Below are 23413 nucleotides of genomic sequence, written 5' to 3' on the forward strand. Positions count from 1 at the left end.
GTGACCCGCGCCACCCTCACTATCCTTTGTAGACGCACAGGGCTTCACGAAGGCTTGACGTGGCCGGCCCTTCCGGCGGCGCGCAGCTGAGTCGGCGGCCCCTCCACCGCGCAGTGCAGGCACTCCCTCGCGGGCGGCTCGGGCGGGCCGAGCACCTCGCGGCGCACGCCGAGCGCGAGCATCCCGCCGAGCACCGCCAGGCCCGCGCACACCCACAGGCTGGTCCGCCACGCCGCGGTGAGCGCGGCCGGGTCGGCGTAGGCCGCGCCGGTCAACCCGGACACCGCCGGCAGCACCGCGATCGCCAGCAGCCCGCCCGAGCGGGCCACGGCATTGTTGACTCCTGACGCCACCCCGGCGAAGCGGTCCGGCGCGGCGGCGAGCACGGTCGCGGTCACCGGCGCCACCACCGTGGCCAGGCCGAGCCCGAACACCAGCACCGCCGGCAGCACCGCGCCGGCATAGCTCGCGCCGGGTTCCACCCGCAGCAACAGCAGCATTCCGGCGGCGATCAGCACCGGGCCCACCACGAGCTGGAGCCGAGGGCCGATCCGCTGGGCCAGCGCGCCGGAGCGGCCGGAGAGCGCCAGCATGACCAGCGTGATCGGCAGGCCGGCGAGTCCGGCGGCGGTCGGCGAGTAGCCCAGCGACACCTGGAGTTGCAGCACCAGGAGCATCGACACCCCGGCCAGCGCGGCGTAGACGACGAACGTCAGCGCGTTGGCCAGGGTGAACGTCCGGTCGGCGAACAGCGCGGGTGGCACCAGCGGGTCGGCCAACCTCCGCTGGCGCAGGACGAACGCGGCCAGGCCCAGCACGCCGGCCACGGCGGCGAGCGGCACCAGCGGGTCGGTGAGCCCGCGCGCCGGAGCCTCGACCAGCGCCCCGGTGAGCCCGGCGAGGCCGAGCGCGCCCAGCGCGGCGGAGGGCAGGTGCGGCCGCCCGCCCCGCTGGCCGTCGCACGATTCGGGGACGAACCGGTGGGCCAGCCAGACGCACAGCACGACCAGCGGGAGGTTGATCAGGAACACCAACCGCCACGACCAGGCCTGCACCAGCAGCCCGCCGACGAAGGGGCCGGCCGCCGCCGCGATGCCGGACAGGCCGGACCACGCGCCGATCGCCCTCGGCCGGTCGGCGCGCGCGAACGACGCCTGCAGGATCGCCAGCGAGCCGGGGGTGAGGAGCGCGCCGCCGACGCCCTGCAGCACCCGGGCCGCGACCAGCAGCTCGGTGGTGGGCGCGAGGCCGCACAGCAACGACGCCGCGCCGAACCACACCACGCCCAGCACGAACACCCGCCGCCGGCCGTACCGGTCCCCGAGCGCACCGGCCACCAGGATCAGCGCGGCCAGCGCGAGCAGGTAGCCATCCATGATCCACTGGAGCCCGGACATCGTCGCGCCCAGCTCGGCGCCGATGTGCGGCAACGCGATGGTGACCACGGTGCCGTCGAGCATGGCCATCCCGGAGCCGAGGATGGTGGTCGCCAGCACCCCGCGGGCCGCCGGCGTGCCCCAGCGCAGCGCGGCGGCGGGCGTGGTCACGGCCGGTTGAGCGTGGTGACGAACTTGTACCGGTCGCCGCGGTAGATCGAGCGGGCGAACTCGACCGGCCGGCCGTCGGTGCCGAAGGAGTGCCGGGACAGCAGCAGCATCGGCATGCCCACGTCGGCGCCGAGCAGCTCGGCCTCCTGCGGTCCGGCCAGCGCGGTCTCGATGGTCTCCTCGGCGCGCTCCATCTCCACGCCGTAGTGGTCCCGCAGCACGGCGTACAGCGACGCGCCCGCCGAGAGGTGCTTGCGCAGGCCGCGGAACCGGGCCATCGGCAGGTGGGTGGTCTCCAGCGCCATCGGCTCGGCGTTGGCCAGCCGCAGCCGGCGCAGCCGGAGCACCTTGGCGCCGGCCCGAACGCCCAGCAGCTTCGCCAGCTCCGGCTCGGCGACCCGCTCCTCCAGCTCGAGCAGCTTGGACGACGGCTCGCGGCCCTGCGCCCTCATGTCCTCCGTGTAGGAGGACAGCTGGAGCCGCTGCGCCAGCTTCGGCTCCGCGGCGAACGTGCCCTTGCCCTGTACCCGGTGCAGCCGGCCCTCGACGGTCAGGTCGGCCAGTGCCTGCCGCACGGTGGTGCGGGAGACGTTGAACTCGCCGGCCAGTGCCCGCTCGGTGGGGATGGGCGAGCCCGCCGGCAGCGCCTCCAGCAGGTCGAGCAGGTGCTGCTTGAGTGCCCAGTACTTCGGCTCGCGCTGGGTACGCGAGCCGGTGGCCCCACCGGTCGCACCGGGTGGCGACGTCTCCAACATGACCGACTCCTCACGGCTCTCTTCGGCGGTGCCGGCGCCGTTGCCCCGCCCTCACCTGACAGCATGCCGCGTTCCGCGTCGCCGCGGACCACGCCGAGGAGAAAAGTACCCTTCGCAGGTAGCGGGCGAGCGGATAGCATTGGTCTAGACCTCATTGGGTGAATGTCGGCCCGGGAACGAGTGGAGCGAGATGACGAGCAGTGAGCAGCGCCCTGGCGCGCACATGAGCGCGGAGGTGGCCGAGCAGCCGGAGGTGCTGGCCGGCCTCGTCGAGCGGCGAACCGGCATCGCGGAGGTCGCCGAGCACATCGCCCGGCGGCCGCCCCGGTTCGCGCTGCTGGCCGCGCGCGGCTCCAGCGACCACGCCGCGCTGTACGCGAAGTACCTGATCGAGGTGCTGCTCGGGCTGCCGGCCGGGCTCGTGTCGCCGTCGACCGCCACCCTCTACGGCGCGGAGCCCGACCTGCGGGACGTCCTGCTGATCTCGGTGAGCCAGAGCGGCGGCTCACCGGACCTGCTCGAGGTCACCGAGGCGGCCCGGAGGCAGGGCGCGCTCACCGTCGCGGTGAGCAACACACCGTCCTCGCCGCTGACCCGCGCGGCGGAGCTGGCCGTGGACGTCGCGGCGGGGCCGGAGCAGGCGGTCGCCGCGACCAAGACCTACACCGCCACGCTGCTGGCGCTGTACCTGCTGGTGGACGCCATCCGCGGCGGCCGGGCCGAGCACGTGCGCGACCTCGGCGACCGGGCCCGGCGGACGCTGGACGGGTCGGCGGAGGCCGTCGAGCACGCCGTGGACCGCTACCGCTTCGTCGACAGGGTGATCACCACCGGCCGGGGCTACTCCTACGCGACCGCCGCCGAGGCGGCACTGAAGCTGGCCGAGACCAGCTACCTCGCCGCGCGCGCCTACAGCGGCGCCGACCTGCTGCACGGCCCGGTGGCCGCGGTCGACGAGGAGACCGCGGTGCTCGCGGTGACCAGCAGGGGCCGCGGCGGCGCGGCCATGCACGACGTGCTGGACGCCGTGGTCGCCCGCCGCGCCGACGTGCTGGCCGTCGGCTCGGCCGCCGCCGACGTGCCGGCCGCGCTGAGCGTCCCGGTGCTGGAGACGGCCGAGGAGGTCGCCCCGATCCTGGAGGTGCTGCCGATCCAGCGGCTCGCGCTGGGCCTGTCGCTGGCCCGCGGCGGCGACCCGGACCGCCCGCGCGGCCTGCGCAAGATCACCAGGACGCGCTGATGGCGCACGTCGTGGGGGTGGACGCCGGCGGAACGTCGACAAGGGCGGTGGCCGTCGCCGACGACGGGACCGTGCTGGGCCGCGGGCGGTCCGGCGCGGGCAACCCGAACTCGGTGCCGCCGGCGGAGGCCGCGGCACACGCCGCCGAGGCCATCGGCCGGGCGCTGGACGGGCTGGACCCGGCGGCGACGCGGGCCTGTGTGCAGGGCATGGCCGGGGCCAGCAAGCTGACCGACCCCGAGGTCGCCGCGCTGTTCGAGCGCGCGTGGGCGGGGCTGCGGATGGGCTGCCCGGTCCGGGTGGTCGGCGACGCGGAGGCGGCGTTCGCCTCGGCCACCTCCGCCCCGGACGGGACGGTGGTGGTCGCCGGCACCGGCTCGATCGCCGGCCGGATCCGCAAGCGCAGGATGGTCGCCACGATCGGCGGGTACGGCTGGCTGCTCGGCGACGAGGGCTCGGCGTTCTGGCTCGGCCGGGAGGCGGTGCGCGCGGCGCTGGACGTGCTCGGCCGGGGCGCCCCGGTCACCGGACTGCCGGCCGCGGTGCTCGCCGAGGCGCTCGCCGTCACCGACCCGACCGAGCTGACCGAGCTGACCGACTCCGCGCGGCACGACCTGTTCCGCCGGTTGATCACCGTGGTGAACGCCGAGCCGCCGATCCGGCTGGCCCGGTTCGCGCCGCTGGTGAGCGCGGCCGAGGCGGCCGGCGACCCGGCGGCCGACCGGATCGTGGAGCGCGCCGCGGAACTGCTCGCGGGCAACGCGCTGGCCGCGCGGGAGCCCGGCGAGGACACCCCGGTGGTGCTGGTCGGCAGCGTGCTGGGGGACGCAAGCCCGGTCGGCGTCAGGGTCAGGGCGAAGCTCGCCGGGCTGGACGTGCGCGCCAGCGTGGACGGCGTGCTCGGCGCCGCGTTCCTGGCCGCCGTCGACGCCTTCGGCGAGAACACCCCCCACCCGACCGCGACCGGCTAGCGCTGCTCGACGGGGCGGCGCAGGCCGGGGTGGTCCTTCGGCAGGGTCCGGTGCAGCACCCAGCCGCTCACCGCGATCGTGACGGCGACCAGCGGCCACGACAGCACCGTGCGGGCCACGCCGAGCGCCACCACCTGGCCGGTCCACCACAGCGTGCCGAACACCACCACGCGCAGCGTGTACTGCAGGAACACCCACACCCAGCTCGCCCGCGAGTACGCCCGCAGCAGCGCGGGGTCGCGCCGCCAGCGCGCCTTCTGCCCGAGCAGCACGCCCACCACGACGCCGAGCAGCGGCCAGCGCACCACGATGCTCACCGCCCAGAGCAGCGCGCTGGCCACGTTGGACAGCAGCTGGATAAGGAAGAAGTCCTCGGCCCTTCCGGTGTGCAGCGCGATCAGCGCGGCGGCGACCACGGCCGCGAGGCTGACCAGCACGGCGCCGATCCTGCGCCCCCTGGCCAGCCGCAGCACGCCGACCAGCACGCTCACCGCGATCGCCGCGGCGGCGCCCCAGCCGATGGAGCGGTCGGTGACCAGCCAGCCCACCACGAACGCCACCGGCGGCAGGCTCGCGTCCAGCGCGCCCCGCCGGCCGCCGAGCAGCGCGGCCAGCGACTCGCGGGGAGGGGCGGACTCGGTGACGGCCCGTTCGGTCACGCCCACTCCTCACTGCCGGCGGTCGGTTCGTCCGGGTCGTCCGCCCGGTCGGGGCGGGACTCCACACCACCTCCAGCCTGCCGGAAACCACCCGGAAGGTCGGTACCGGGCGAGACGTTGACCACACCCACAAGGCCCGGTGAGTAATGCGGATGCCCCGGCCACCGACTTAGGGAGACTATGACATCCGAGCAAACCGACGGTGGCGTAGCTGGGACCGGCCGGGGCATGCTCAAGGTTTTGATCAGGGGATTGCTGCTTCTTGGCACGCGCCGTTGGGAGGAGACGCAGCGTGAGCACATTCGACAGTTACGTGGCGCTCGGTGACAGCTTCACCGAGGGCCTGAACGACCTGCGTCCCGACGGCACCTTCCGCGGCTGGGCCGACCGGCTGGCCGAGATCCTCGCCGAAGGGCGCCCCGAGTTCCGCTACGCCAACCTCGCGCTGCGCGGCAAACTGCTCGGCCAGATCGTGGCCGAGCAGCTCCCGATCGCCCTGGAGATCAGGCCCGACCTCGTCACGCTGTGCGCCGGCGGCAACGACATCATCGTGCCGGGCGCCGACGTGGACACCGTCGCCGAGCAGTTCGAGCAGGCGGTGGCCGCGCTGCGCGCCGCCGGCATCACCGTGGTGATCTTCACCGGCCCGGACACCAAGTCGATGTCGGTGATGAGCGTCCTGCGCGGCAAGGTGGGGATCTACAACGCGCACCTGTGGGCGATCGCCGAGCGGCACGGCGCGAAGGTCGTCGACCTGTGGGCGATGGACCCGCTGCACGACCCGCGGGTGTGGAGCGACGACCGGCTGCACTTCACCGCCGAGGGGCACCGGCGGATCGCGCTGCGCACCGCCGAGGTGCTCGGCGTGCCGACCGAGGCCGACTGGCGCGCGCCGTGGCCGGAGCCCGACTCGCCCGCCAACTGGATCACCCTGCGCCGGTCCGACCTGGAGTGGACCAGGACGCACCTGCTGCCGTGGATCGGCCGGCAGCTGCGCGGCCGGTCCATGGGTGACGGGCTGCGGCCGAAGCGGCCGACGCTGGCGCCGCTGGTCGAGGCCCCCGCCGAGGCCGAGCCCGGCGGCGGCCTCGGCCAAGCCTGCTGATCCCCACCACCGGACGCGCTCGGATCGCGCGACCCGCGCATTCGGGCTTACCGTCCGGCTACGTCGCCCCGCCGTGGCTGGCCGAGCTCGCCCGGAGGGCACCAGGGCGCCCGAGGAGGTCGCCGCCCTGCTGGCCGAGGCACCGCCGGGCACCGTCGTCGCGGTCGGCGGGCCCGTCGCCCGCGCACCGGCGGCGAGGACGACCGCAGGTGGAGATCGAGGCCAGGGCGCCGTGCGGGAGGGGTCGCGACGCCGTGGCTGTTCGGGCAGATCTGGCTTTGGTTGCTGGTCGCGTTCACGCTGGGGCCGCGGTGACCGCGCTGCTGCTCGCAACGCGGCCCGCGCGGCCGGACCCGACCCGAGGAGCGCGAGCCGGGCTCGGGCCGTGAGGTGCGGAGCTGATAAGTTCGACCACCGCGGTGCGCGTTCCACCTGGCGCGTCCTTCCACCCTGGCAGGCCCTTCCCGGCCGGAGTCGTCCGCCACGAGCACGGCAAGGAGGCTGAATGCCGCTCCCGCACTGGACAGCGGAGAACCTTCTCCCGCCCGGGCGGCATCCGGCCGATCTGTCCGACCTGTACGAACGGTGCGTCTGGGACGCGCCACGGCGCAACGAGCGGGAGAACCTGTTCGGCGCGCTGAGCGGGTACCTCGGCGTGGTGACCCGGCTGGTCCCGACGGGCAGGGCGTGGATCAGCGGCGGGTTCACCACCCGGTACGAGGACGGCCCCTACGACGTCGACGTGCTGCTGCTGCCCGACGACTGGGGCAGCCTCAAACGGCTGGACGGCCCGGCCAGGGCGGCGTTCTACGGGCTGCTCACGCTGCGCGGGGTCATCGTGGAGCAGCCGGTGATGTACCTCGACCAGGTGCAACCGGTCGGCGGCCTGCTGGACGGCTTCCTCTGCCATCCGGGCGACGAGGAGGCGTGGGCGGCGGCATGGTCGACGGTGCGCGGGCCGCACGGGCCGGTGGACGGGCTCGCCAAGGGGTTCGTGGAGGTGACGTGGTGATCGGACGCTCGACCGGCTCGGCCCCCGAGGTGGCGCAGGGCTGGGGTGGGGTGAGCTTCCGCCGGATCGCGGACGGCATCCCCGGCGGCACCTGGCTGGACGACCTCGCCAGGGCCTCGGCGATGGCCGCGCACGCGAAGTTCGAGCGCACCTGCCGCTCGCCGCTGCTGCGGGTGTCGATGCTCGGGCCCACCCAGCTCGACGCGTACACCTTCTCCGACATCGGCAGGGCGCTGCAGGACGCCACCGCGAAGATCGGCCACATCGTGCGCAACCCGCAGGGCGAGATCACCTCGGTGCAGCCCGCCGACCGGGAGAAGGCGCCGCTGATCCAGCGCGGGCAGGCGGGCAACACGATCTTCTTCGGGTTCCCCGACATCTCCGCCGACGACGCGCTGATCCACGACGGCATCGAGACGCTGTCCGAGCGCGCGGTGAAGGAGCTGTGCGACTTCCTGCCGGTGAACGGCTCCGATGACGGCGCGCTGGACGCGGTGCTGCTGCAGCGGGAGACCGTGCGCAACGCGGTGAGCGACATCGTGAACGCGGTCGCCAAGAACGCCGGCATCGGGCTGACCCTCACGCCCACCACCGGCGAGGAGATGGCCCGCAGCATGACCACCGAGCAGGCCAGGATCCTCCAGGGCAGCCTGCGCGAGTCCCGCGAGGACGTCGGGTACGAGACGGTCACCGGCCGGCTCGACGGCGTCCGCACCCGGCGGCGCATCTTCTACCTGGAGCGGGAGACGGGGAGCACCATCCAGGGCGCGGTGGCACCGGACCTCCTCGACGAGATCAAGCTCAACCTGGACCGCCCGGTCACCGCCCGGCTCCGCGTGGTCCGCACCACCACCATCGACGGCCGCCGCGGCCGCCCGGTCTACGAACTCCTCGAGATCCGCTCCGAAACCAGCCTCTTCGACTAACCCAGCGCAGCTGTGTCCGCGCCCTGCGCGCACGTGTCCGCGTTCCGTGCACGCGTGTCCGCGTTCCATGCACGCGTGTTCGCCGTTCCCGTCGCCGCGTTGGCCAGTGGCGTCGTCCGCGGGGCTCCCGAAGATCCCCGAAAGTAAGTGACCGGCCGGCGCCTCCCCCTAAAGAGAGCGCCGGCCGGCGGTGACGGACCCCCTGCGAATCCGTCGCGAACCGCGGGACCCTCCCCTGTACCCGCGGCGGGCACCTCCCACAGCGGCCTCTCCCCCGAGACCGCTGCCCTCGGCACCGGTTCGAGACCGTACTCCAAACGGCCGCGCCGTCACTAAACGTTCGCTAAGTGCCGAACGGCGGCAGTTCCGAGATCTCGTTCCGGATGTCGTCAACCAACTTCGGGTTCACTCGTTCGTGTAATTCCAGCGACACGATGAGCTGCTCACGCGCGCCAGCGAAGTCCCCGCGCGCCCGCAGGGTCCGCCCGAGCGTCCGCCGGGCCACTCCCTCCTGCAACGTGAACCCCCGCGCCTCCGCGAGCTCGATCGCCTCCTCCGCGTACCGCTCCGCCTCCTCGTGTGCCCCGATCGCCAGGTGCAGCTCGGCCAGGTTGTTCAGCGACACCACCGCGTACCCGTCGTCGCCGAGGGTTCGGTCGATCTCCAACGCGCCGAACTGGTGCCCGATCGCCTCGGCGAGCCGGCCGGAGCGCTTCTCCGCCTCCGCGCAGTTGTTCAACGCCTGCCCCCGCAACGCGAGGTCGCCCAACCGCTCGGTCTCCTCGATCGCCCGCCGCAGGCTGGCGATCGCCTCGTCGTAGCGCTCCCACTGGGTCAGCGCGCACCCTAGATGGATCTCCGCCGAGATCACCAACCGGTCGTCGCCGAGGTCGCGGGCGATCTCCAGTGCCTCCTGCGCGTCGGTGAGGCTGCCCTCGTCCAGCCCGAAGGTCAGCGCCACCGCGCACCGGGAGATCAACAGCCAGCACCGGCCGAGCGCGCTGCCCGACTCGCGTGCCGCGGTCAGCCCGAGCTCGACCAACTCCCACCACTCGTCCCAGCACGACCGCACCACCTGGTAGGTGTGCGCCACCCTGGCGAGCTGCCACGCCTCCTCGTACCGCCCGGCCGCCATGGCCTGTCGGATGGTCGCCACGACGTTCGCCCACTCCCCGGCGAACCACTCCAGCGCCTGGTCCACATCGGCCAGCGGCGGCACGGCGGCGTCCGGCAACAGGTCGGTGAAGTCGAGCGGGTCCACGATCCGCAGCAACCGCCGCCGCGCCCGGTCGGCCACCGCCCGGTGGTACCGCAGCGACCGCGCCAGCACCTCGGTCAGCGCCTCCGCGTCGAGCTCGGCCTCCGCCAGCTCGCGAACGTAGAGCCGGACCAGGTCGTGCGGGACGAAGCCGTCCCGCCGCGGCTCGGCCAGCAGGTGCTGCGCCGCCAGCGCGCGCAGCCGGCGCCGGGCCTCCGGCACGCCGATGTCGCACACCGCGGCGACCAGGTACGGCCCCGCCGAGTCCACGGCCAGCGCGCCGAGTACCCGCAACGTCTCGGCCAGTTCGCCGGGAAGGCCCCGGCACGAGACGTCGAGCGCGGCGCGGACGCTGGTGTCGGTCCCGTCCAGGTCGAGCGCGGCCAGCCGGGTGCGCTCGTTCGCCAGCTCGGCCAGCAGGTCGTCGGCGGCCCAGTGCGGCCCGGCCGCGAGCCGCGCCCCGGCGATCCGCAACGCCAGCGGCAGGTACCCGCACAGCTCCGCCAACCGCGCCCGCCCCTCGCCGGGGCCGGCCAGCTCCTCGATCATCCCCACCGCCGCGGCGGCCGGCAGCACGTCCAGGGTGCGCACTCTGGCCGCGTTGCTCGCGACCAGCCCGTCCAGCCGGGCCCTGCTGGTCACCACCGCGACCGACCCGCCGCCGGTCGGCAGCAGCGGCCGCACCTGCTCGGCCGACCTCGCGTCGTCCAGCAACACGAGCATCCTCCGCCCGGCCAGCAGCGAGCGGTACAGCGCGAGCCGCTCGGGCAGTCGCTCCGGCACGTCCGGGCCGGCCACGCCGAGCCCGGTCAGGAAGTGGGTGAGCACCTCCGCCGGCCGCGACGCCGGCTGGCGTGGGTCGAAGCCCCGCAGCGCGGCGAAGAGCACCCCGTCCGGGAACGCGGCGGCCGCGCGGTGCGCCCACCACACCACCATCGCGCTCTTCCCGACGCCGGGCGGGCCGGTGACCACGCCCACCGCGGGGCCGCCCTCGCCGGCGCCGGCGCGCAGCCGGTCCAGCCACGCCAGCTCGACCTCCCGCCCGGTGAGCCGGGGCACCGCCGCCGGCAACTGCGCGGGCACCACCCTGCCGGTCCCGGCGGGCTCCGCGAGGTCGTCCTGCAGCAGCCGGTCGTGCAGCGCGCGCAGCTCCGGCCCGGGGTCGAGCCCGAGCCGGTCGGTGACCTGCCGGGACACCTGCCGGTACACGTCGAGCGCGTCGGCGCGCCGGCCGGCCCGGTACAACGCGAGCATGAGCTGGCCCACGGTCCGCTCGTCCGCCGGATTCTCCCGGACCAACGGGGCCAGCTCGGCGATCAGCTCCGCGTGCCGACCGAGCTCGAGGTCGGCGTCCACCCGCGCGCGGTGCACCGCCTGCCGCAGCTCCTCCAGCTCCGGCACCGCCAGCGGGCGCGGGACACCACCGAGCACCCGGCCGTGCCACAGTGCGAGCGCCTCCCGCAGCAGCTCGGCGCGCCGGGCCGGTGCCGCGGCCGCCGCGCGGTTCAGCAGCGCTCTGGCCCGGTGCACGTCGACCCGTTCGGGATCGGCCGCGAGCTGGTACCCGTTGGGCGTGGTGCGCACCCGGACCGCGCCGGACCGCTCGGCACCGGTGGGGCCGTACACGGACCGCAGCACCCTGCGCAGGTGCGAGACGTTGCCGTGCACGATGGTGCGCGCCGTCGCCGGCGGGTCGTGCCCCCACAGCGCGTCGATGATGTCGTCGAGGGTGACCACCTTGTTGACGTCTCGCGCGAGCAGCGCCAGCAGCCCCCTCACTCCCGGTCCCCCCACCGGGACCGGCCGACCGTCGACCACCAGCTGCACCGGCCCCAGAAGTTGAATTCGCACGTCAGGCGTGTCGAGATCGCCTTCGTTCACGTCCGCTCCCCCACGGTCGTTCTTCAGCGATGGCGGCACGGTATCGCGAAGCGACGGTCCCCGTGGGAGGTTCGGAGCGATCTCCACCGGCTGGCCGAATGGTTGCCGACGGGGCAAACAGGACGAAACAGATAGGCCCCTGGCCACCAGTCCCGATCTGCTGGCCAGGGGTCCACCCGGTGTTGCCGGTCAGCGACCTCGCAGGACGGGCCGCCGAGTGCGTCGCCGGCGGCGGCGCGGGGGCTCACCCCGAGCAGGAACCCGGACCACCGCTGACGACGAAGGCCGCGCGGGCGCCAGGGGGCGTCCGCGTGACCGGCACAACATAACAGGGCGCGGTCGGACCGCTACCGGCGGCCCGACCGCGCCCCTGGCGACCCGCGGTCAGCGGGTGATGGGTGTGAAGTCGCGGCTCCCGATGAAGCTCGGCCGCGCCTTGCTCGCCGCGAACGGCTCGACCAGCGCGTTCTCCACGCTGTTGAACACCAGGAAGATGTTCGAGCGCGGGTACGGCGTGATGTTGTTGCCCGACCCGTGCATGATGTTCGAGTCGAACCACAGTGCCGAGCCCGCCGACCCGGTGAACTGGTCGACGCCGTACTCGGCGGCCAGCTTCGTGATGTCGTCCTCGCTCGGCACGCCGATCTTCTGCTCCTTGAGCGAGGTCTTGTAGTAGTCCTCCGGCGTCTCGCCGACGCACTGCACGAACGTCCGCTGCGAACCCGGCATGACCATGAGCCCGCCGTTGAACGGGTAGTTGTCCGTGAGCGCGATCGAGCAGCTCACCGCCCTCGGCCGGGGCATGCCGTCCTCGGCGTGCCAGGTCTCGAAGTCGGAGTGCCAGTAGAACCCGGTGCCCTTGAACCCGGGCATGTAGTTCACCCGGCTCTGGTGCACGTAGACCTCGGAGCCGAGGATCTGCCGGGCCCGGTCGAGGATCCGCGGGTCGCGCACCAACTCGCTGATCAGCTCGCTGATCCGGTGCACCTCGAAGATGGACCGAACCTCACCGGAGGCCTTCTCGGTGATGACCCGCTCGTCGGCCTTCAGCTCCTCGTCCGAGGACAGCCGGACCAGTTCCTGCCAGTAGCCCTGCACCTCGGCCGGGGAAAGCAGCCCCTCGACGATCGTGTAGCCCTTGGCGTCGTGCGCGGCCAGCGTCGCCGCGTCCATGGGGCCGTCCGACTCCGTGCCCCACACCGTGGGGTCGGTGCGCTCGATGAGCCCACCCTCACCCGGGATGCGTGTCGGGTAGTGGTCCTCGACTCGGGTGTCGGTCAGCGTCAAGCTGCTCGCCTCCTCGTTCACTTCCGTGGTGTTGGTTGCCCCGTTCCTTCCGTGGTGGTGGGAGGGGCTCTCGTCAGCCGGGAAGTCCCTGGTCAGGCGCCCTGCGCCGGTTCGTCCTCCTCCCGCACGAGTGGGTACACGCCGTTCTCGTCGTGCACCTCCCGGCCGGTCACCGGCGGGTTGAAGACGCACAGCGTCCGCATCTCGGTCTTCGGGCGAACCTGGTGTTTGTCGTGGTTGTTGAGCAGGTACAGCGAACCCGGCTTGAGTTGGTAGGTCTCACCGGTCGCCTTGTCGGTGAGCTCGCCCTCGCCCTCGATGACGAACACGGCCTCGATGTGGTTGGCGTACCAGAAGTCGTTGACCGTGCCCGCGTAGAGGGTGGTCTCGTGCACCGAGAACCCGGCCTTCTCCTTCGCCAGGATGATCCGCTTGCTGCGCCAGTTCGGCGTCTTGATGTCGGCCTCGGTGCCGGTGATCTCGTCGAGGGTGCGGACGATCAAGTCTTTCTCTCCTTCAGTGTCCTCTTGGCCTCACTCCTCCCACCTCCGCTCCTCCCTCGCGGGGGCTCGGTCGATGCTCGGCGGTCGTCGCGAGGCCGGTGCTCTCGGGTGGGGCCTCAGCCGGCGAGAACGGCCTCGACCGACTCGCGGATGATCTGCAGCCCCTGGTCGAACTCATTGTCGGACGTGGTCAGTGGCGGCAGCAGCTTGGCCACCTCACCGTCCGGGCCGGACGTCTCCATCAGCAGGCCGCGCTCGAACGCCGCGGCGCAGACCCTGCCGGCCAGCTCGCCGCTGCCGAACTCCAGCCCGCGGGCGAGCCCGCGGCCCTTGGCGGTCACCCCGGAGTGGGACTCGGCGATCTCGGTGAGCGCGGCACCGACCCGCTCGCCCTTGGCCCGAACCGACTTCTCCAGCTCGTCGTCCCGCCAGTAGGTGCGCAGTGCCTCGGTGGCGGTGACGAAGGCCGGGCTGATGCCGCGGAAGGTGCCGTTGTGCTCACCCGGCTCCCACACGTCGAGGTCCGGCCGGATCAGGGTGAGCGCCATGGGCAGCCCGTAGCCGCCGATCGACTTGGACAGGCAGACGATGTCCGGCTTGATGCCGGCGTCCTCGAAGCTGAAGAACGGGCCGGTGCGGCCGCAGCCCATCTGCACGTCGTCCAGGATCAGCAGGATGCCGTGCCGCTGGCACAGTTCCGAAAGGCCCCGCAGCCACTCCAGCCGCGCGGCGTTGATGCCGCCCTCGCCCTGCACGCTCTCCACGATCACGGCGGCCGGGTCGTTCAGCCCGCTGCCGGAGTCCTCGAGCAGCCGCTCGAAGTAGAGGAAGTCGGGCATGGCGCCGTCGAAGTACTGGTCGTAGGGCATCGGCGTGGCGTGCACCAGCGGGATGCCGGCGCCGCCGCGCTTCATCGAGTTGCCGGTCACCGACAGCGCGCCCAGGGTCATGCCGTGGAAGGCGTTGGTGAAGTTGATCACCGACTCCTTGCCGGTCACCTTGCGCGCCAGCTTCAGCGCGGCCTCGACGGCGTTGGCGCCGCCGGGACCGGGGAAGATCACCTTGTAGTCCAGCGACCGTGGCTTGAGGATCACCTCGTCGAGGGTCTCCAGGAAGTCCCGCTTCGCCACGGTGAACATGTCGAGCGCGTGGGTGACGCCGTCGCGGGAGATGTAGTCGAGGAGGGCCTGCTTCAGCGCCGGGTTGTTGTGTCCGTAGTTGAGCGCTCCGGCCCCGGCGAAGAAGTCAAGGTAGGCCTTGCCGTCCTCGGCGTACAGCCAGCTGCCCTGCGCCCGGTCGAACACGACCGGCCAGCCACGGCTGTAGCTGCGTACTTCGGACTCGAGCGTTTCGAAGATGCTCACCTTGCTCCGTCTCCTGACTTTCGTGTCGTGCTCGCCATGTCCGGGGTGGACACTCAGCCGCCGGAGGCCCGTGGCGCCAGCGGCCCGATCCGGTAGAGGTCCTCCGGCTCGTGCTCGTCCGGGAAGTCCGCGGCGGCGAACAGCGGGGTGCGCGTGAGGTCGGCCGACCAGCGCTTGGCGAACGACTCGAACAGCCGGATCGATGCCTCGTTGTCCGGGGTGATCGTGGTGTCGAGGAAGCGCACCCCGCCGGGGGCACCGTTCACCAGCGGGGTGAACAGCGCGTCCAGCAGCCGCCCGGCGAGCCCGTGGCCCCGCTGCGAGGAGTCCACCGCGACCTGCCACACCAGCAGGGCGTCCAGCGCGGTGGGTCGGCGGTAGCCGATGACGAACCCGACCGGCTCGCCGTCCACCCGCGCGACCACCGAGGTGTCGGCGAAGTCCTGGCACCACAACAGGTAGGCATACGACGAGTTCAGGTCGAGCTTTCGCGAATCGCGCGCGATTCGCCAGAGTGCGGCGCCGTCGGACTTGGCAGGGTTTTCGATCACCACGTGGCCGGCCGTCGCATTGTCGCCGTTGGCACGCTGGATGTGCTTTCCGGACATATCAATGCAACCTAACAGAACTGTTTGCCCAGCTCAGCTCCTGGGTACGCGGAGCAAGCGCGTCACCAGCGACGATGAGAAAACACCTGTGAGAATGACAACAGTAACCTGGCGATCATGCCGGGCGGCGTGCTATAAGCACAGCGCGACCGGCCGCCGCGCCGGTCGTCCACCTCCAGTCCCCTGACCAGCACGGAGGCTCGTCACCTCGTTCACGGTAGTGGCGAGCGGAAGGATCCGCGAGAGGACGGGCGGGCGAATCTCACCGACCCGGTCCGCGGCCCGGTGACGACGGAGCGTCACGAGTTCCACCCTCCAGCCGGGGGACCCAAGTCCACCCCCGGCCGGCGAATTGTGATCCAGCCGTCATCGGGAAGTCATCGGGAGGTCACCGGGAAAAGTGACCCCGGCCTCAATTCCGCATATTCGCCGAAACATTTCCGGCGAGACCCCGCTCACGGGTGCGGCCGGGCGCCGCGGAAAACCTTGTCGCCGCGCCCTTCGGGCCGTGCGTGGCGATCCCCACGAGGTCGAGCCGGTTCCGCGGGACGGCCCGACACGTCCACCGGCACCTCGGCACCGGCCCGGGCCGCTACGCCCGCCGCCCGAGCGGTGACCTATCGTAATATCGCGCCTCCAGTCCGTCGGCTCGTGGCTCGACGGCGTGGTCGTGCTGATCGTGGCCCCGGTGGCGATCGTGGTGCTGGTCCCCGTGCTGGTCGCGGTCGCCCGGCCCGGCCATCGCGCCCGCACCGCGCGGGCGGCCCTCCCGCCCGTCCTCACCGGACTGTTCAGCACGCCGCTGCTGGTCGTGGTCGCCCTGCCGGTTCCAGGCGTGACGCCCGCGCTGGACCACCTCGTCGCCGGGCTCAGCCAGGGCGCACTCCGTGTTCCACTGGTGACGCTGGCCGTCGAGGACACCCACCCGATGCTGGTGCTGGGCCTGCTCTGGATGCTCTCGTTCTTCGTCGCGGTGGCCTGTCTCACCCAGCGCAACGGGTTGTGCGCCCGCCAGGACAACGACCTGGTGCGGCTCATCGCACCGCTGTTGAGCGTATGGGGCGACCTGGCTGATCGCGTGGACCAAGCTCAGTGCCCCGGAGCCGGACCTCGCGGGACTGCAACCGTGGCAGTTCATCCTGTCCACGCTCGCGACCCCGGCCACCGTCACCGTCCTGGCCGTGGGGGAGATCCGGAAGTTGCGCGCCGAGGGCCTGCGGTTCCGCGAACGCCTGCCGGCCTGAGCACGTGCGAAGGCCGACATCGGCGGGAAGCGCGTGCGAAGATGTCCGCATGACGCCCAAGCTGCACCTCACCGGGGACCCCGACACGGACACGCTGCTCGGCGAGGACCCGTTCGCCCTGCTCACCGGGATGCTGCTGGACCAGCAGATCGCGATGGAGGTCGCGTTCCAGGGGCCGCGCAAGATCGCCGAGCGGATGGGCGGGTTCGACGTCACCAGGATCGCCGAGGCCGACCCGGACGAGTTCGTCGAGCTGTGCGTCACCAAGCCGGCCATCCACCGGTACGGCGCCTCGATGGCGAAGCGGGTGCAGGCCCTCGCCCAGCACGTCGTCGAGCACTACGACGGCGACACCAGCGCCATCTGGACCAGGGGCAACCCGGACGGTCCCGGGGTGCTGAAGCGGCTCAAGGCGTTGCCCGGCTACGGCGAGCAGAAGGCCCGCATCTTCCTCGCGCTGCTCGGCAAGCAACTCGGCGTCCGGCCCGAGGGGTGGCGGGAGGCCGCGGGCGCCTACGGCGAGGAGGGGTCCCACCGGTCGATCGCCGACGTCACCGGCCCGGACTCGCTGGCCGAGGTGCGCGCGTTCAAGAAGGCAGCCAAGTCCGCCGCGAAGAAGTAGCTCGTCGATCCGGCCGGCCTTCTTCGTGTAGCTGGTGAGGAGTTCCTGGCGAAGGAGGTCACCGGCATGACGTTCACTGATCAGGAGTTGGCGTTCCTGCGCGGCCAACCGCTCGCGCGCCTCGCGACCGTCTCCCCCGAGGGGCAGCCCGACGTGGTCCCGGTCGCGGTCGAGTACGACGGCACCCACTTCTGGGTCGGCGGCCCCGGCTCGGGCGTCACCCGCACCCGCAAGTTCCGCAACGTTCGGGCCGGCAACGGCAAGGTGTCACTGGTCTTCGACGACATGGTGTCGTTCGAGCCGTTCGTCGCGCGGGGCCTGCGGATCTACGGCCGCGCCGAGCACCCCTTCGAGCGCACCGGCGTGATCGGACCCGGGGTGTACATGCGGATCACGCCGACCGTCTCGTGGAGCTGGAACCTGGAGGGTGAACCGGTCGGCGACACCTGGTACGAACCAAGGCGGACCGTCCACTCGGATGCGACCTCCTGAACGGGCGTCGTGGACGGCCAACCCGGCGACGCGGACGGCGGACACGGCGACGGGAACGGCAAACACGATGTCGTGGGCGCTCGGGCGTGGGTCAGGCGGGATGGGGGCCGGCCGGGTCGCAGGCCTGCCAGAAGCGCAGCCCGAACGGGGAGATCCGCAGCGTGCCGCGCGCCAGCTTCGCCCGGCGGGCCATCCCCTCGGCCCTGCGGACCACCTCGTCGGTGCGCAGGATGTCGTACTGCGCGGCGAGCTCCGCCGACTCCGCACCGGCCTCGGCCAGCCCGAACGTGATCAGCCGGCTCACGTAGACCGGCACGTGGTCGGGCAGCGACACCCCGGCCGCCGTACCCACGGTGGACGCGTGCCGCACCACCGGCCGGCCCGCGCCGCCGAGCCCGCCCCGCTCAACCACGTCGAGCAGCGGGAACGAGCCGCCGGCCGACAGCGCGGCGAGGATGCGCGCCTCGTCGGGGGTGAGCTGCCGCAGGATCACGGCGTACAGGTACTCCCTGGCCCGCTCCCTGCCGAGCTCCACCGACCGGCCGAGCAGCTCGGCCATCGCGGCCCGCAGCGGCTCGACCGCGGGTACCACGGCCACGCCCGGCTCCTGCCCGGCACCGCCCAGCTCACCGCCCGCGGACGCCTGGGTGAGCGCGACGTGGTACGGGTCGTCGACATCGTCGAGCCGGCGCCGCAGCTCGGTGAACGCCAGCCGCTCCAGCGAGCGCAGCCCGCGCTCGGCCGCCCGCGCGCCGGGCAGCCGGCGACCGAGCGACCAGCCGGTTCGTGCGGCCCAGCCGGCCATCCGGCCGGCCCGCCCGGTCAACCCGGGGTCGTCGCCGGTCCGCGGGTGGCCCACCTCGGATGTCCGGTCGTCCGACGTCACGCCTGCCTCCTCACGCCGACCCGGATGCTATCCGGCGGCGCGGGTGGACGGGCGGGACTCAGCGCGCCTGGCGTCGCGCGGCCTTGGTCTCCTTGCGCAGCTGCATGATCCGCGCCCCGCCGATCAGCGCCACCAGCAGGCCGCCGGCGATCGCGGAGAACAACATCGCCACGGCGAGCGGCAGGCTGCCGGACAGCCCGAGGAAGTGCACGGTGGCCGGGTTGAGGTTCTGCAGGATGAACACCAGCAGGACGATCAACACGACCATCGCGACGATCACCGCGACCCAGGCACCGCTGATCCGGCTGCGCTGGGCCGGCGCGGCCGCGGAGTCGTCGGTGGTGTCCGGGGTACGAGGTGGTTCGCCCGGCTCGGGTGCGGCGGGCTCGCCGCCGGCACCGGCCTGCGACCACTTGTGGCCTTCCGCGTGTGTCATGTGCCAATTGTCCGCCGGAGCAGCGACACCCGCAGCTTGGGCGTCTCTTCGGGTGAGGCTCAGCGCAGCCACTCGGCGGCGGCGTGCACGGCGTCCGGCGTGACCTGGTGACCGCCCGGATGCCGGTGGATGGTGACGTCGGCGCCCCGCTCCCGCAGGTCGGCCACCAGCCGCTCGGCCGACGGCAGCGGTGCCATCGGATCGCGCTCGCCGCCCGCGAGGAACACCCGGGAGCCGCCGAGGTCGTGCCGCGGCGGATCGGGCACCGGGGACATCGCGGCGAACAGCACGGCCTCGCGCAGCGCGTCGGGATGCAGCAGCGTCACCGCGGCGGCGATGTTGGCGCCGTTGGAGAACCCGACGGCCACCAGCCGCCGCCCGGCCAGCCCGTACCGGTCACGCGCGGCGTGGACGAACTCGGCCAGCTCGCCGGCCCTCGCGATCACGTCGGCGGTGTCGAACACGCCCTCCGCGTGCCGGCGGAACCACCGGCGGGCGCCGTGCTCGCGCACCGGACCGGCCGGCGCGAGCAGCGGGGAGCCCGGGCTCAGCCGCGTGCCGAGGCCGACCAGGTCGTCCGGGCCGCCGCCGGTGCCGTGCAACAGCAGCAGCACCGGGGCGTCCGGCCTGCCGTCGTGGAACCGGTGCTCCAGCCCGGTCATGCTCGTTCCAGGTCGTTCTCGGCGGGCACGTCCAGCTTCGGCAGCACCGCCTCGATCTGCTCGCGGTGGGGCTCCAGCCACGGTGGCAGCTTCAGCGCCCGGCCGAGCTCGAGCAGCGGCTCGTCGATCTGGAAGCCCGGCTCGTCGGTGGCGATCTCCAGCAGTGTGCCACCCGGCTCGCGGAAGTAGATCGAGCGGAAGTACTGGCGGTCCATAATGGACGTGACGCCGACCCCGCGGCCCAGCAGCTCGTCCCGCCACGCCGCCTGGGTCGGCTCGTCCGGGGCGCGCCAGGCGACGTGGTGGACGGTGCCGGCCGCGACCAGCCCGCGTGGGGCGTCGGGGGTGACCAGGACGTCGACCGTGGCGCCGGGGCCGCCCTCGCCGGCGGCGAACCGGAAGCGGTCGCCCTCCTCGCCGGCGAGCCGCAGGCCGAGGTCCTCGGTGAGCATGCCGGCGGTCGCGTCCTCGCGGGTCACCGACAGGGTCACCGAGTGCAGCCCGCGGATCGCGTGCTCGGCCGGCACGTGGCCGTTGTCCCACGGGCTACGGGGATCGCCCTGCGGGTGGGCCACCAGGGCGAGCTCCAGTCCGTCCGGGTCGGAGAAGGTCAGGACGTTCTCGCCATCCCGCTCGACCACCGGGCCGACGTCGACGCCGGCGGCGGTGAGGTGGTCGCGCCACCAGCCGATGGAGGGCGCGGGCACGGAGAAGGCGGTGGTGGTCGCCTGGCCGGTGCCGCGGCGGCCGGTGGGCGCGTCGGGCCAGGGGAAGAAGGTCAGCAGGGTACCCGGCCTGCCGGACTCGTCGCCGTAGTAGAGGTGGTAGGTACCGGGGTCGTCGAAGTTGACGGTGGTCTTCACCAGGCGCAGGCCCAGGGCGCGCAGGTAGAAGTCGGCGTTGCGCCGCGGGTCGCCGCCGATGGCGGTGACGTGGTGCAGCCCGCTGGTCTGGAAGGGCATGACGTCTCCGTTCTCCGTTCGGAGCTCATGGGTTCAACGTAACCCTCAGACATCTTGCGTGCAAGATTTATTCCCGCGAGAGTTCTTCGGTACACTGGCGCCGTGCCCGACCCCTACACCGACGACGACGAGATCGTGACCTGGTGGGGCCTGGTGATCGAGGGTTACCTGGCCACGCAGGACCGGCTGATGGGCGAGATCGCCGAGCGCTTCGGGCTCGCCCCCGCGTCGTTCGACATCCTGCTCCGGCTGGTCCGCTCGCCGGAGCGGCGGATGCCGATGACGCGGCTGGCCCACGAGGCGGCGCTGTCCAGCGGCGGGTTCACCAAGGTGGCCGACCGGCTGGTGGCCGCGGGGCTGATCTGCCGGGTGCCGAGCCCGGACGATCGCAGGGTCACGTTCGTGACACTCACCGACCACGGCCGTGACATCGCCGACCGCGCGCGGAAGGCGTGCGCCGAGATCCTGCGTCACCGGGTGCTCGACCCGCTGGGCCCCGAGGCGTCCGCCGCACTGGCCGACGCCATGCGCACCCTCCGCGAGGCCAACGGCCAGAGCTGACCGCGATCACTCCCGGAGGTCGCGAACCGTACAGCCCAGCCCGGGGATCCGGGCGATCTTGCTGTCGAGAGTGACCAGATCGGCGTCGAGTGACTCGGCCAGCGCGACGTAGGCGGCGCCGTAGGGCCCCATGTTGTGCCGCAGCTCCCAGATCCGTGGCAGCAGGGGTACGTGGTCGTACCGCCTCAGCTTGACAATGCCGAGCAGGTCCAGCGCCCGCCGCGCCTCGTCGGCGGGCAGCTTGCCACCGAGGACCAGGCCGCGCAGGGTAGACGCGCGCTCGAGGTCGACGGCATGTGGTGCGGCGAGCCGCTCGCCGATCGAGACAGTGCGTACCTTCTCCGCAAGTGCGTCGGCGCCGACCAGGAAGGTCACCAGAGCCGACGTGTCCAGGACGATCAAGCGCGCGCCTCGCGGATCTCGGCGATCGCGTCCACGACATCGTCGGCCGTGACCTCGGCACGCGAGGCAATCGTCCGCGCCCGCTCCGCGGCTTCCTTGGGTCAGTCGAGCCAGCCGGGGGTGATCATGGCCGACTCGTAGGCCATGATCACCAGTTGCGCGCGGTCCCGGACGTCCAACTTGGTCATGATGCGGCTGACGTGGGTCTTCGCGGTGGCCGGGGAGAGAACGAGGCGCTCGGCGATCTCGTCGTTCGACAGACCCTCCGCCACCAGCGTCATCACCTCGCGCTCCCGGTCGGTCAGCGCGTTCAGCCGCGGGCTCGGCGCCGGCCGACTCACCCGACCGGCGAACTCGGCGATCAGCCGCCGCGTCACCGACGGCGCCAGCAGGGCGTCCCCGCGCGCCACCACGCGCACCGCGTGGATCAGCTCCACCGGCTCGGTGTCCTTCACCAGGAACCCGCTCGCCCCGGCGCGCAGCGCGCCGTAGACGTAGTCGTCCACGTCGTAGGTGGTGAGGATGACCACCCGGACGTCGGCCAACCGCGGGTCCGCCGCGATCCGCCGGGTCGCCTCCAGCCCGTCGACCTCCGGCATCTGCACGTCCATCAGCACCACGTCCGGCCGGTGCTCGCGGGCGAGCCCGCAGGCGTCGGCCCCGCCGGCGGCCTCGGCCACCACCGCGATGTCGTCCTCACCGTCCAGAATGGCCCGGAAACCGGCGCGGACCAGCGTCTGGTCGTCGGCCAGCAGCACCCGGATCATCCGGCCACCCCGTTCCGGACCGCCGCCCCGACCGGCAGCCGGGCGTCCACCCGGAACCCGCCACCCCGCCGGCCGCCGACCTCCAGCTCACCGCCGAGCGCGCGCACCCGCTCGGCCATCCCGCGGATCCCGTGCCCCGGCAGGCCCTTCCCCGGCCACACCTGCCCGCCCCTGCCGTCGTCGGCGACCTCCACCCGCAGCTCGCGCCGGCCGTGGCGCACCCGCACGGTCACCGTGCTGGCCTCCGCGTGCCGCGCGACGTTGGTCAGCGCCTCCTGCACCACCCGGTACGCCGTCAGGTCGACCTCGTCGGGCACCGGCGCCCGCTCCCCCTCGACCTGGGCGTCCACCCGAAGCCCCGCCGCCCGCGCCCGCTCGAACAGCTCGTCCAACCGCGCCAGCCCCGGCCCCTCGGGTTCCGTTTGACGCAGCACCCCGAGCGTGCCGCGCAACTCGCGCAGCGTCTGCCCGCTCGCCTGCTTGATCGCGTCGAGCGCCCGCTCGGCCTGCGCCGGGTCCTTGCCGAACCGGTGCAGCGCCGCGCCGGCCTGCACATTGATCATCGAGAGGTGGTGGCCGAGCACGTCGTGCAGCTCCCTGGCGATGTGCAGCCGCTCCTCGGTGGCGGCCCGCCGTTCCAGCTCCCCCAGGTAGGACAGCCGGGTCCGGCGGACGCCGCCGAGCGCGATCGTCGCGACCAGCCACCCGGCCAGCATGACCATCCCGGGGTTGTCCACGTGCCGCACGCCACCGACGACCTCCCCGTAGCCCATGGCGAGCAGCGCCACCGCGGCCAGGATCGCCGCCGGCACCAGGTAGCCCTCGGCGGACGCGATGTACAGCGCCACCACGAAGGCCAGCATGATCGGACCGTCCGGGGCGACCAGCGGGTAGTACAGCCCGGCGGCGACCAGCGTGCCCACGGCCACCAGCACCGGGAAACGCCGGCGCAGCACCAGCAACGCCGGCGCGCCGAGCATCAGCGCCCAGGCCAGCGGCCCGAGCTCACCCTGCTCGCCGCCGAACGTCGCGCTGAACCACGTCCCGGCCACGATGCCGGCCGCGACCGCCACCGCGACCCAGACGTCGACGGCGCGCGGGGAGAGCGGGAGACGCATGGCGCCATCGTCCCAACCCGGTCCGGTCGAGGCATCCGGGAAACACCCTGCGACAACCCTTAAGGGCCGCTCCCGCGGGCAGTCAACCCCACACCGGCGCTCGTCGACGCACCCACCGGGCCGCTGCTCCCGTCGTCGAAGGTCG

The 23413-nt window shown here is 73.0% G+C and carries 24 protein-coding genes; 9 read left to right on the top strand and 15 right to left on the bottom strand.

What is annotated here, in order from left to right; translation table 11 throughout:
* Positions 1 to 44: 44 nt before the first annotated feature.
* Positions 45 to 1466, bottom strand: a complete 1422-nt coding sequence (locus BM051_RS08555) for an MFS transporter (RefSeq protein WP_243859264.1) — start codon at positions 1464 to 1466, stop codon at positions 45 to 47.
* A gap of 77 nt (positions 1467 to 1543) precedes the next feature.
* Entirely contained in the window at positions 1544 to 2302 is a 759-nt protein-coding gene (locus BM051_RS08560) for a GntR family transcriptional regulator (protein WP_092529455.1), read from the bottom strand.
* Between the two features lie 190 nt (positions 2303 to 2492).
* On the opposite strand from BM051_RS08560, the gene BM051_RS08565 reads away from it, so the two are divergent.
* Positions 2493 to 3542 carry an SIS domain-containing protein gene (locus BM051_RS08565; RefSeq protein ID WP_092529456.1) on the top strand — a complete coding sequence of 350 codons (1050 nt, stop codon included), beginning with the start codon at positions 2493 to 2495 and terminating at the stop codon, positions 3540 to 3542.
* Positions 3542 to 4513: an N-acetylglucosamine kinase gene (locus tag BM051_RS08570; RefSeq protein ID WP_092529457.1), complete on the top strand. Its 972-nt coding sequence runs from the start codon at positions 3542 to 3544 to the stop codon at positions 4511 to 4513. The genes BM051_RS08565 and BM051_RS08570 overlap by 1 nt, the downstream gene beginning before the upstream one ends.
* Here the strand turns inward: BM051_RS08570 and BM051_RS08575 are convergent.
* Entirely contained in the window at positions 4510 to 5172 is a 663-nt protein-coding gene (locus BM051_RS08575; RefSeq protein WP_092529458.1) for a DUF3159 domain-containing protein, read from the bottom strand. The two genes, BM051_RS08570 and BM051_RS08575, sit on opposite strands and share 4 nt — an antisense overlap.
* A gap of 292 nt (positions 5173 to 5464) precedes the next feature.
* On the opposite strand from BM051_RS08575, the gene BM051_RS08580 reads away from it, so the two are divergent.
* The 3 genes from BM051_RS08580 (at position 5465) to BM051_RS08590 (ending at position 8215) form a co-directional block, all read left to right on the top strand.
* Positions 5465 to 6277 (top strand): SGNH/GDSL hydrolase family protein, encoded by an 813-nt coding sequence (locus BM051_RS08580; protein WP_092529459.1) that lies wholly within the window; start codon positions 5465 to 5467, stop codon positions 6275 to 6277.
* A gap of 505 nt (positions 6278 to 6782) precedes the next feature.
* On the top strand, positions 6783 to 7289 hold the full coding sequence (locus tag BM051_RS08585; RefSeq protein WP_092529460.1) for a DUF6932 family protein: 507 nt from the start codon (positions 6783 to 6785) through the stop codon (positions 7287 to 7289).
* A 50-nt stretch (positions 7290 to 7339) separates the two neighbouring features.
* Positions 7340 to 8215, top strand: a complete 876-nt coding sequence (locus BM051_RS08590) for a hypothetical protein (RefSeq protein ID WP_092529688.1) — start codon at positions 7340 to 7342, stop codon at positions 8213 to 8215.
* 343 nt (positions 8216 to 8558) lie between these two features.
* Here the strand turns inward: BM051_RS08590 and BM051_RS08595 are convergent, their stop codons facing one another.
* The 5 genes from BM051_RS08595 to ectA form a co-directional block, all read right to left on the bottom strand.
* A complete protein-coding gene (locus tag BM051_RS08595; RefSeq protein ID WP_092529461.1) occupies positions 8559 to 11354 on the bottom strand; it encodes an AfsR/SARP family transcriptional regulator in 2796 nt (931 codons plus the stop codon).
* 384 nt (positions 11355 to 11738) lie between these two features.
* Entirely contained in the window at positions 11739 to 12641 is a 903-nt protein-coding gene (gene thpD, locus BM051_RS08600) for an ectoine hydroxylase (protein ID WP_092529689.1), read from the bottom strand.
* 92 nt (positions 12642 to 12733) lie between these two features.
* Positions 12734 to 13144: an ectoine synthase gene (locus tag BM051_RS08605; RefSeq protein WP_092529462.1), complete on the bottom strand. Its 411-nt coding sequence runs from the start codon at positions 13142 to 13144 to the stop codon at positions 12734 to 12736.
* 116 nt (positions 13145 to 13260) lie between these two features.
* Positions 13261 to 14508, bottom strand: a complete 1248-nt coding sequence (ectB, locus tag BM051_RS08610) for a diaminobutyrate--2-oxoglutarate transaminase (RefSeq protein WP_092529463.1) — start codon at positions 14506 to 14508, stop codon at positions 13261 to 13263.
* 53 nt (positions 14509 to 14561) lie between these two features.
* Positions 14562 to 15116, bottom strand: a complete 555-nt coding sequence (ectA, locus tag BM051_RS08615) for a diaminobutyrate acetyltransferase (RefSeq protein WP_092529464.1) — start codon at positions 15114 to 15116, stop codon at positions 14562 to 14564.
* A 664-nt stretch (positions 15117 to 15780) separates the two neighbouring features.
* On the opposite strand from ectA, the gene BM051_RS28380 reads away from it, so the two are divergent.
* The 3 genes from BM051_RS28380 to BM051_RS08630 all read left to right on the top strand — a co-directional run bounded on the left by BM051_RS28380 (position 15781) and on the right by BM051_RS08630 (position 17474).
* Positions 15781 to 16413, top strand: coding sequence for a hypothetical protein (locus BM051_RS28380; RefSeq protein ID WP_134045893.1), 633 nt, complete (start codon positions 15781 to 15783; stop codon positions 16411 to 16413).
* Positions 16410 to 16982 (top strand): HhH-GPD-type base excision DNA repair protein, encoded by a 573-nt coding sequence (locus BM051_RS08625; protein ID WP_092529466.1) that lies wholly within the window; start codon positions 16410 to 16412, stop codon positions 16980 to 16982. The genes BM051_RS28380 and BM051_RS08625 overlap by 4 nt, the downstream gene beginning before the upstream one ends.
* A 66-nt stretch (positions 16983 to 17048) precedes the next feature.
* Positions 17049 to 17474 (top strand): PPOX class F420-dependent oxidoreductase, encoded by a 426-nt coding sequence (locus BM051_RS08630; RefSeq protein ID WP_092529467.1) that lies wholly within the window; start codon positions 17049 to 17051, stop codon positions 17472 to 17474.
* Between the two features lie 91 nt (positions 17475 to 17565).
* Here BM051_RS08630 and BM051_RS08635 read toward each other — a convergent pair whose 3' ends face one another.
* The 4 genes from BM051_RS08635 to BM051_RS08650 all read right to left on the bottom strand — a co-directional run bounded on the left by BM051_RS08635 (position 17566) and on the right by BM051_RS08650 (position 20420).
* Entirely contained in the window at positions 17566 to 18279 is a 714-nt protein-coding gene (locus BM051_RS08635) for an Abi-alpha family protein (RefSeq protein WP_092529690.1), read from the bottom strand.
* 139 nt (positions 18280 to 18418) lie between these two features.
* Positions 18419 to 18796 carry a LapA family protein gene (locus BM051_RS08640; RefSeq protein WP_092529468.1) on the bottom strand — a complete coding sequence of 126 codons (378 nt, stop codon included), beginning with the start codon at positions 18794 to 18796 and terminating at the stop codon, positions 18419 to 18421.
* Between the two features lie 59 nt (positions 18797 to 18855).
* Positions 18856 to 19458: an alpha/beta hydrolase gene (locus BM051_RS08645; RefSeq protein ID WP_092529469.1), complete on the bottom strand. Its 603-nt coding sequence runs from the start codon at positions 19456 to 19458 to the stop codon at positions 18856 to 18858.
* Entirely contained in the window at positions 19455 to 20420 is a 966-nt protein-coding gene (locus tag BM051_RS08650; RefSeq protein ID WP_092529470.1) for a ring-cleaving dioxygenase, read from the bottom strand. Before BM051_RS08650 ends, BM051_RS08645 begins: the two co-directional genes overlap by 4 nt.
* A 102-nt stretch (positions 20421 to 20522) precedes the next feature.
* Between BM051_RS08650 and BM051_RS08655 the strand changes: the two genes are divergently transcribed.
* Positions 20523 to 20981, top strand: coding sequence for a MarR family winged helix-turn-helix transcriptional regulator (locus BM051_RS08655; protein ID WP_092529471.1), 459 nt, complete (start codon positions 20523 to 20525; stop codon positions 20979 to 20981).
* Between the two features lie 6 nt (positions 20982 to 20987).
* Here the strand turns inward: BM051_RS08655 and BM051_RS08660 are convergent, their stop codons facing one another.
* From BM051_RS08660 to BM051_RS08670, 3 genes are all read right to left on the bottom strand, one after another.
* Complete coding sequence (locus BM051_RS08660; RefSeq protein ID WP_092529472.1) at positions 20988 to 21383, bottom strand: type II toxin-antitoxin system VapC family toxin; 396 nt, start codon at positions 21381 to 21383, stop codon at positions 20988 to 20990.
* 101 nt (positions 21384 to 21484) lie between these two features.
* The gene (locus BM051_RS08665) at positions 21485 to 22150 is read right to left on the bottom strand and encodes a response regulator (RefSeq protein ID WP_092529473.1); all 666 of its coding nucleotides are present in this window, start codon (positions 22148 to 22150) and stop codon (positions 21485 to 21487) included.
* Complete coding sequence (locus BM051_RS08670) at positions 22147 to 23268, bottom strand: sensor histidine kinase (protein WP_092529474.1); 1122 nt, start codon at positions 23266 to 23268, stop codon at positions 22147 to 22149. Before BM051_RS08670 ends, BM051_RS08665 begins: the two co-directional genes overlap by 4 nt.
* Positions 23269 to 23413: the final 145 nt, after the last annotated feature.

This window comes from Amycolatopsis arida, from assembly GCF_900115565.1.
GTDB classification, from domain to species: Bacteria; Actinomycetota; Actinomycetes; order Mycobacteriales; family Pseudonocardiaceae; genus Yuhushiella; species Yuhushiella arida.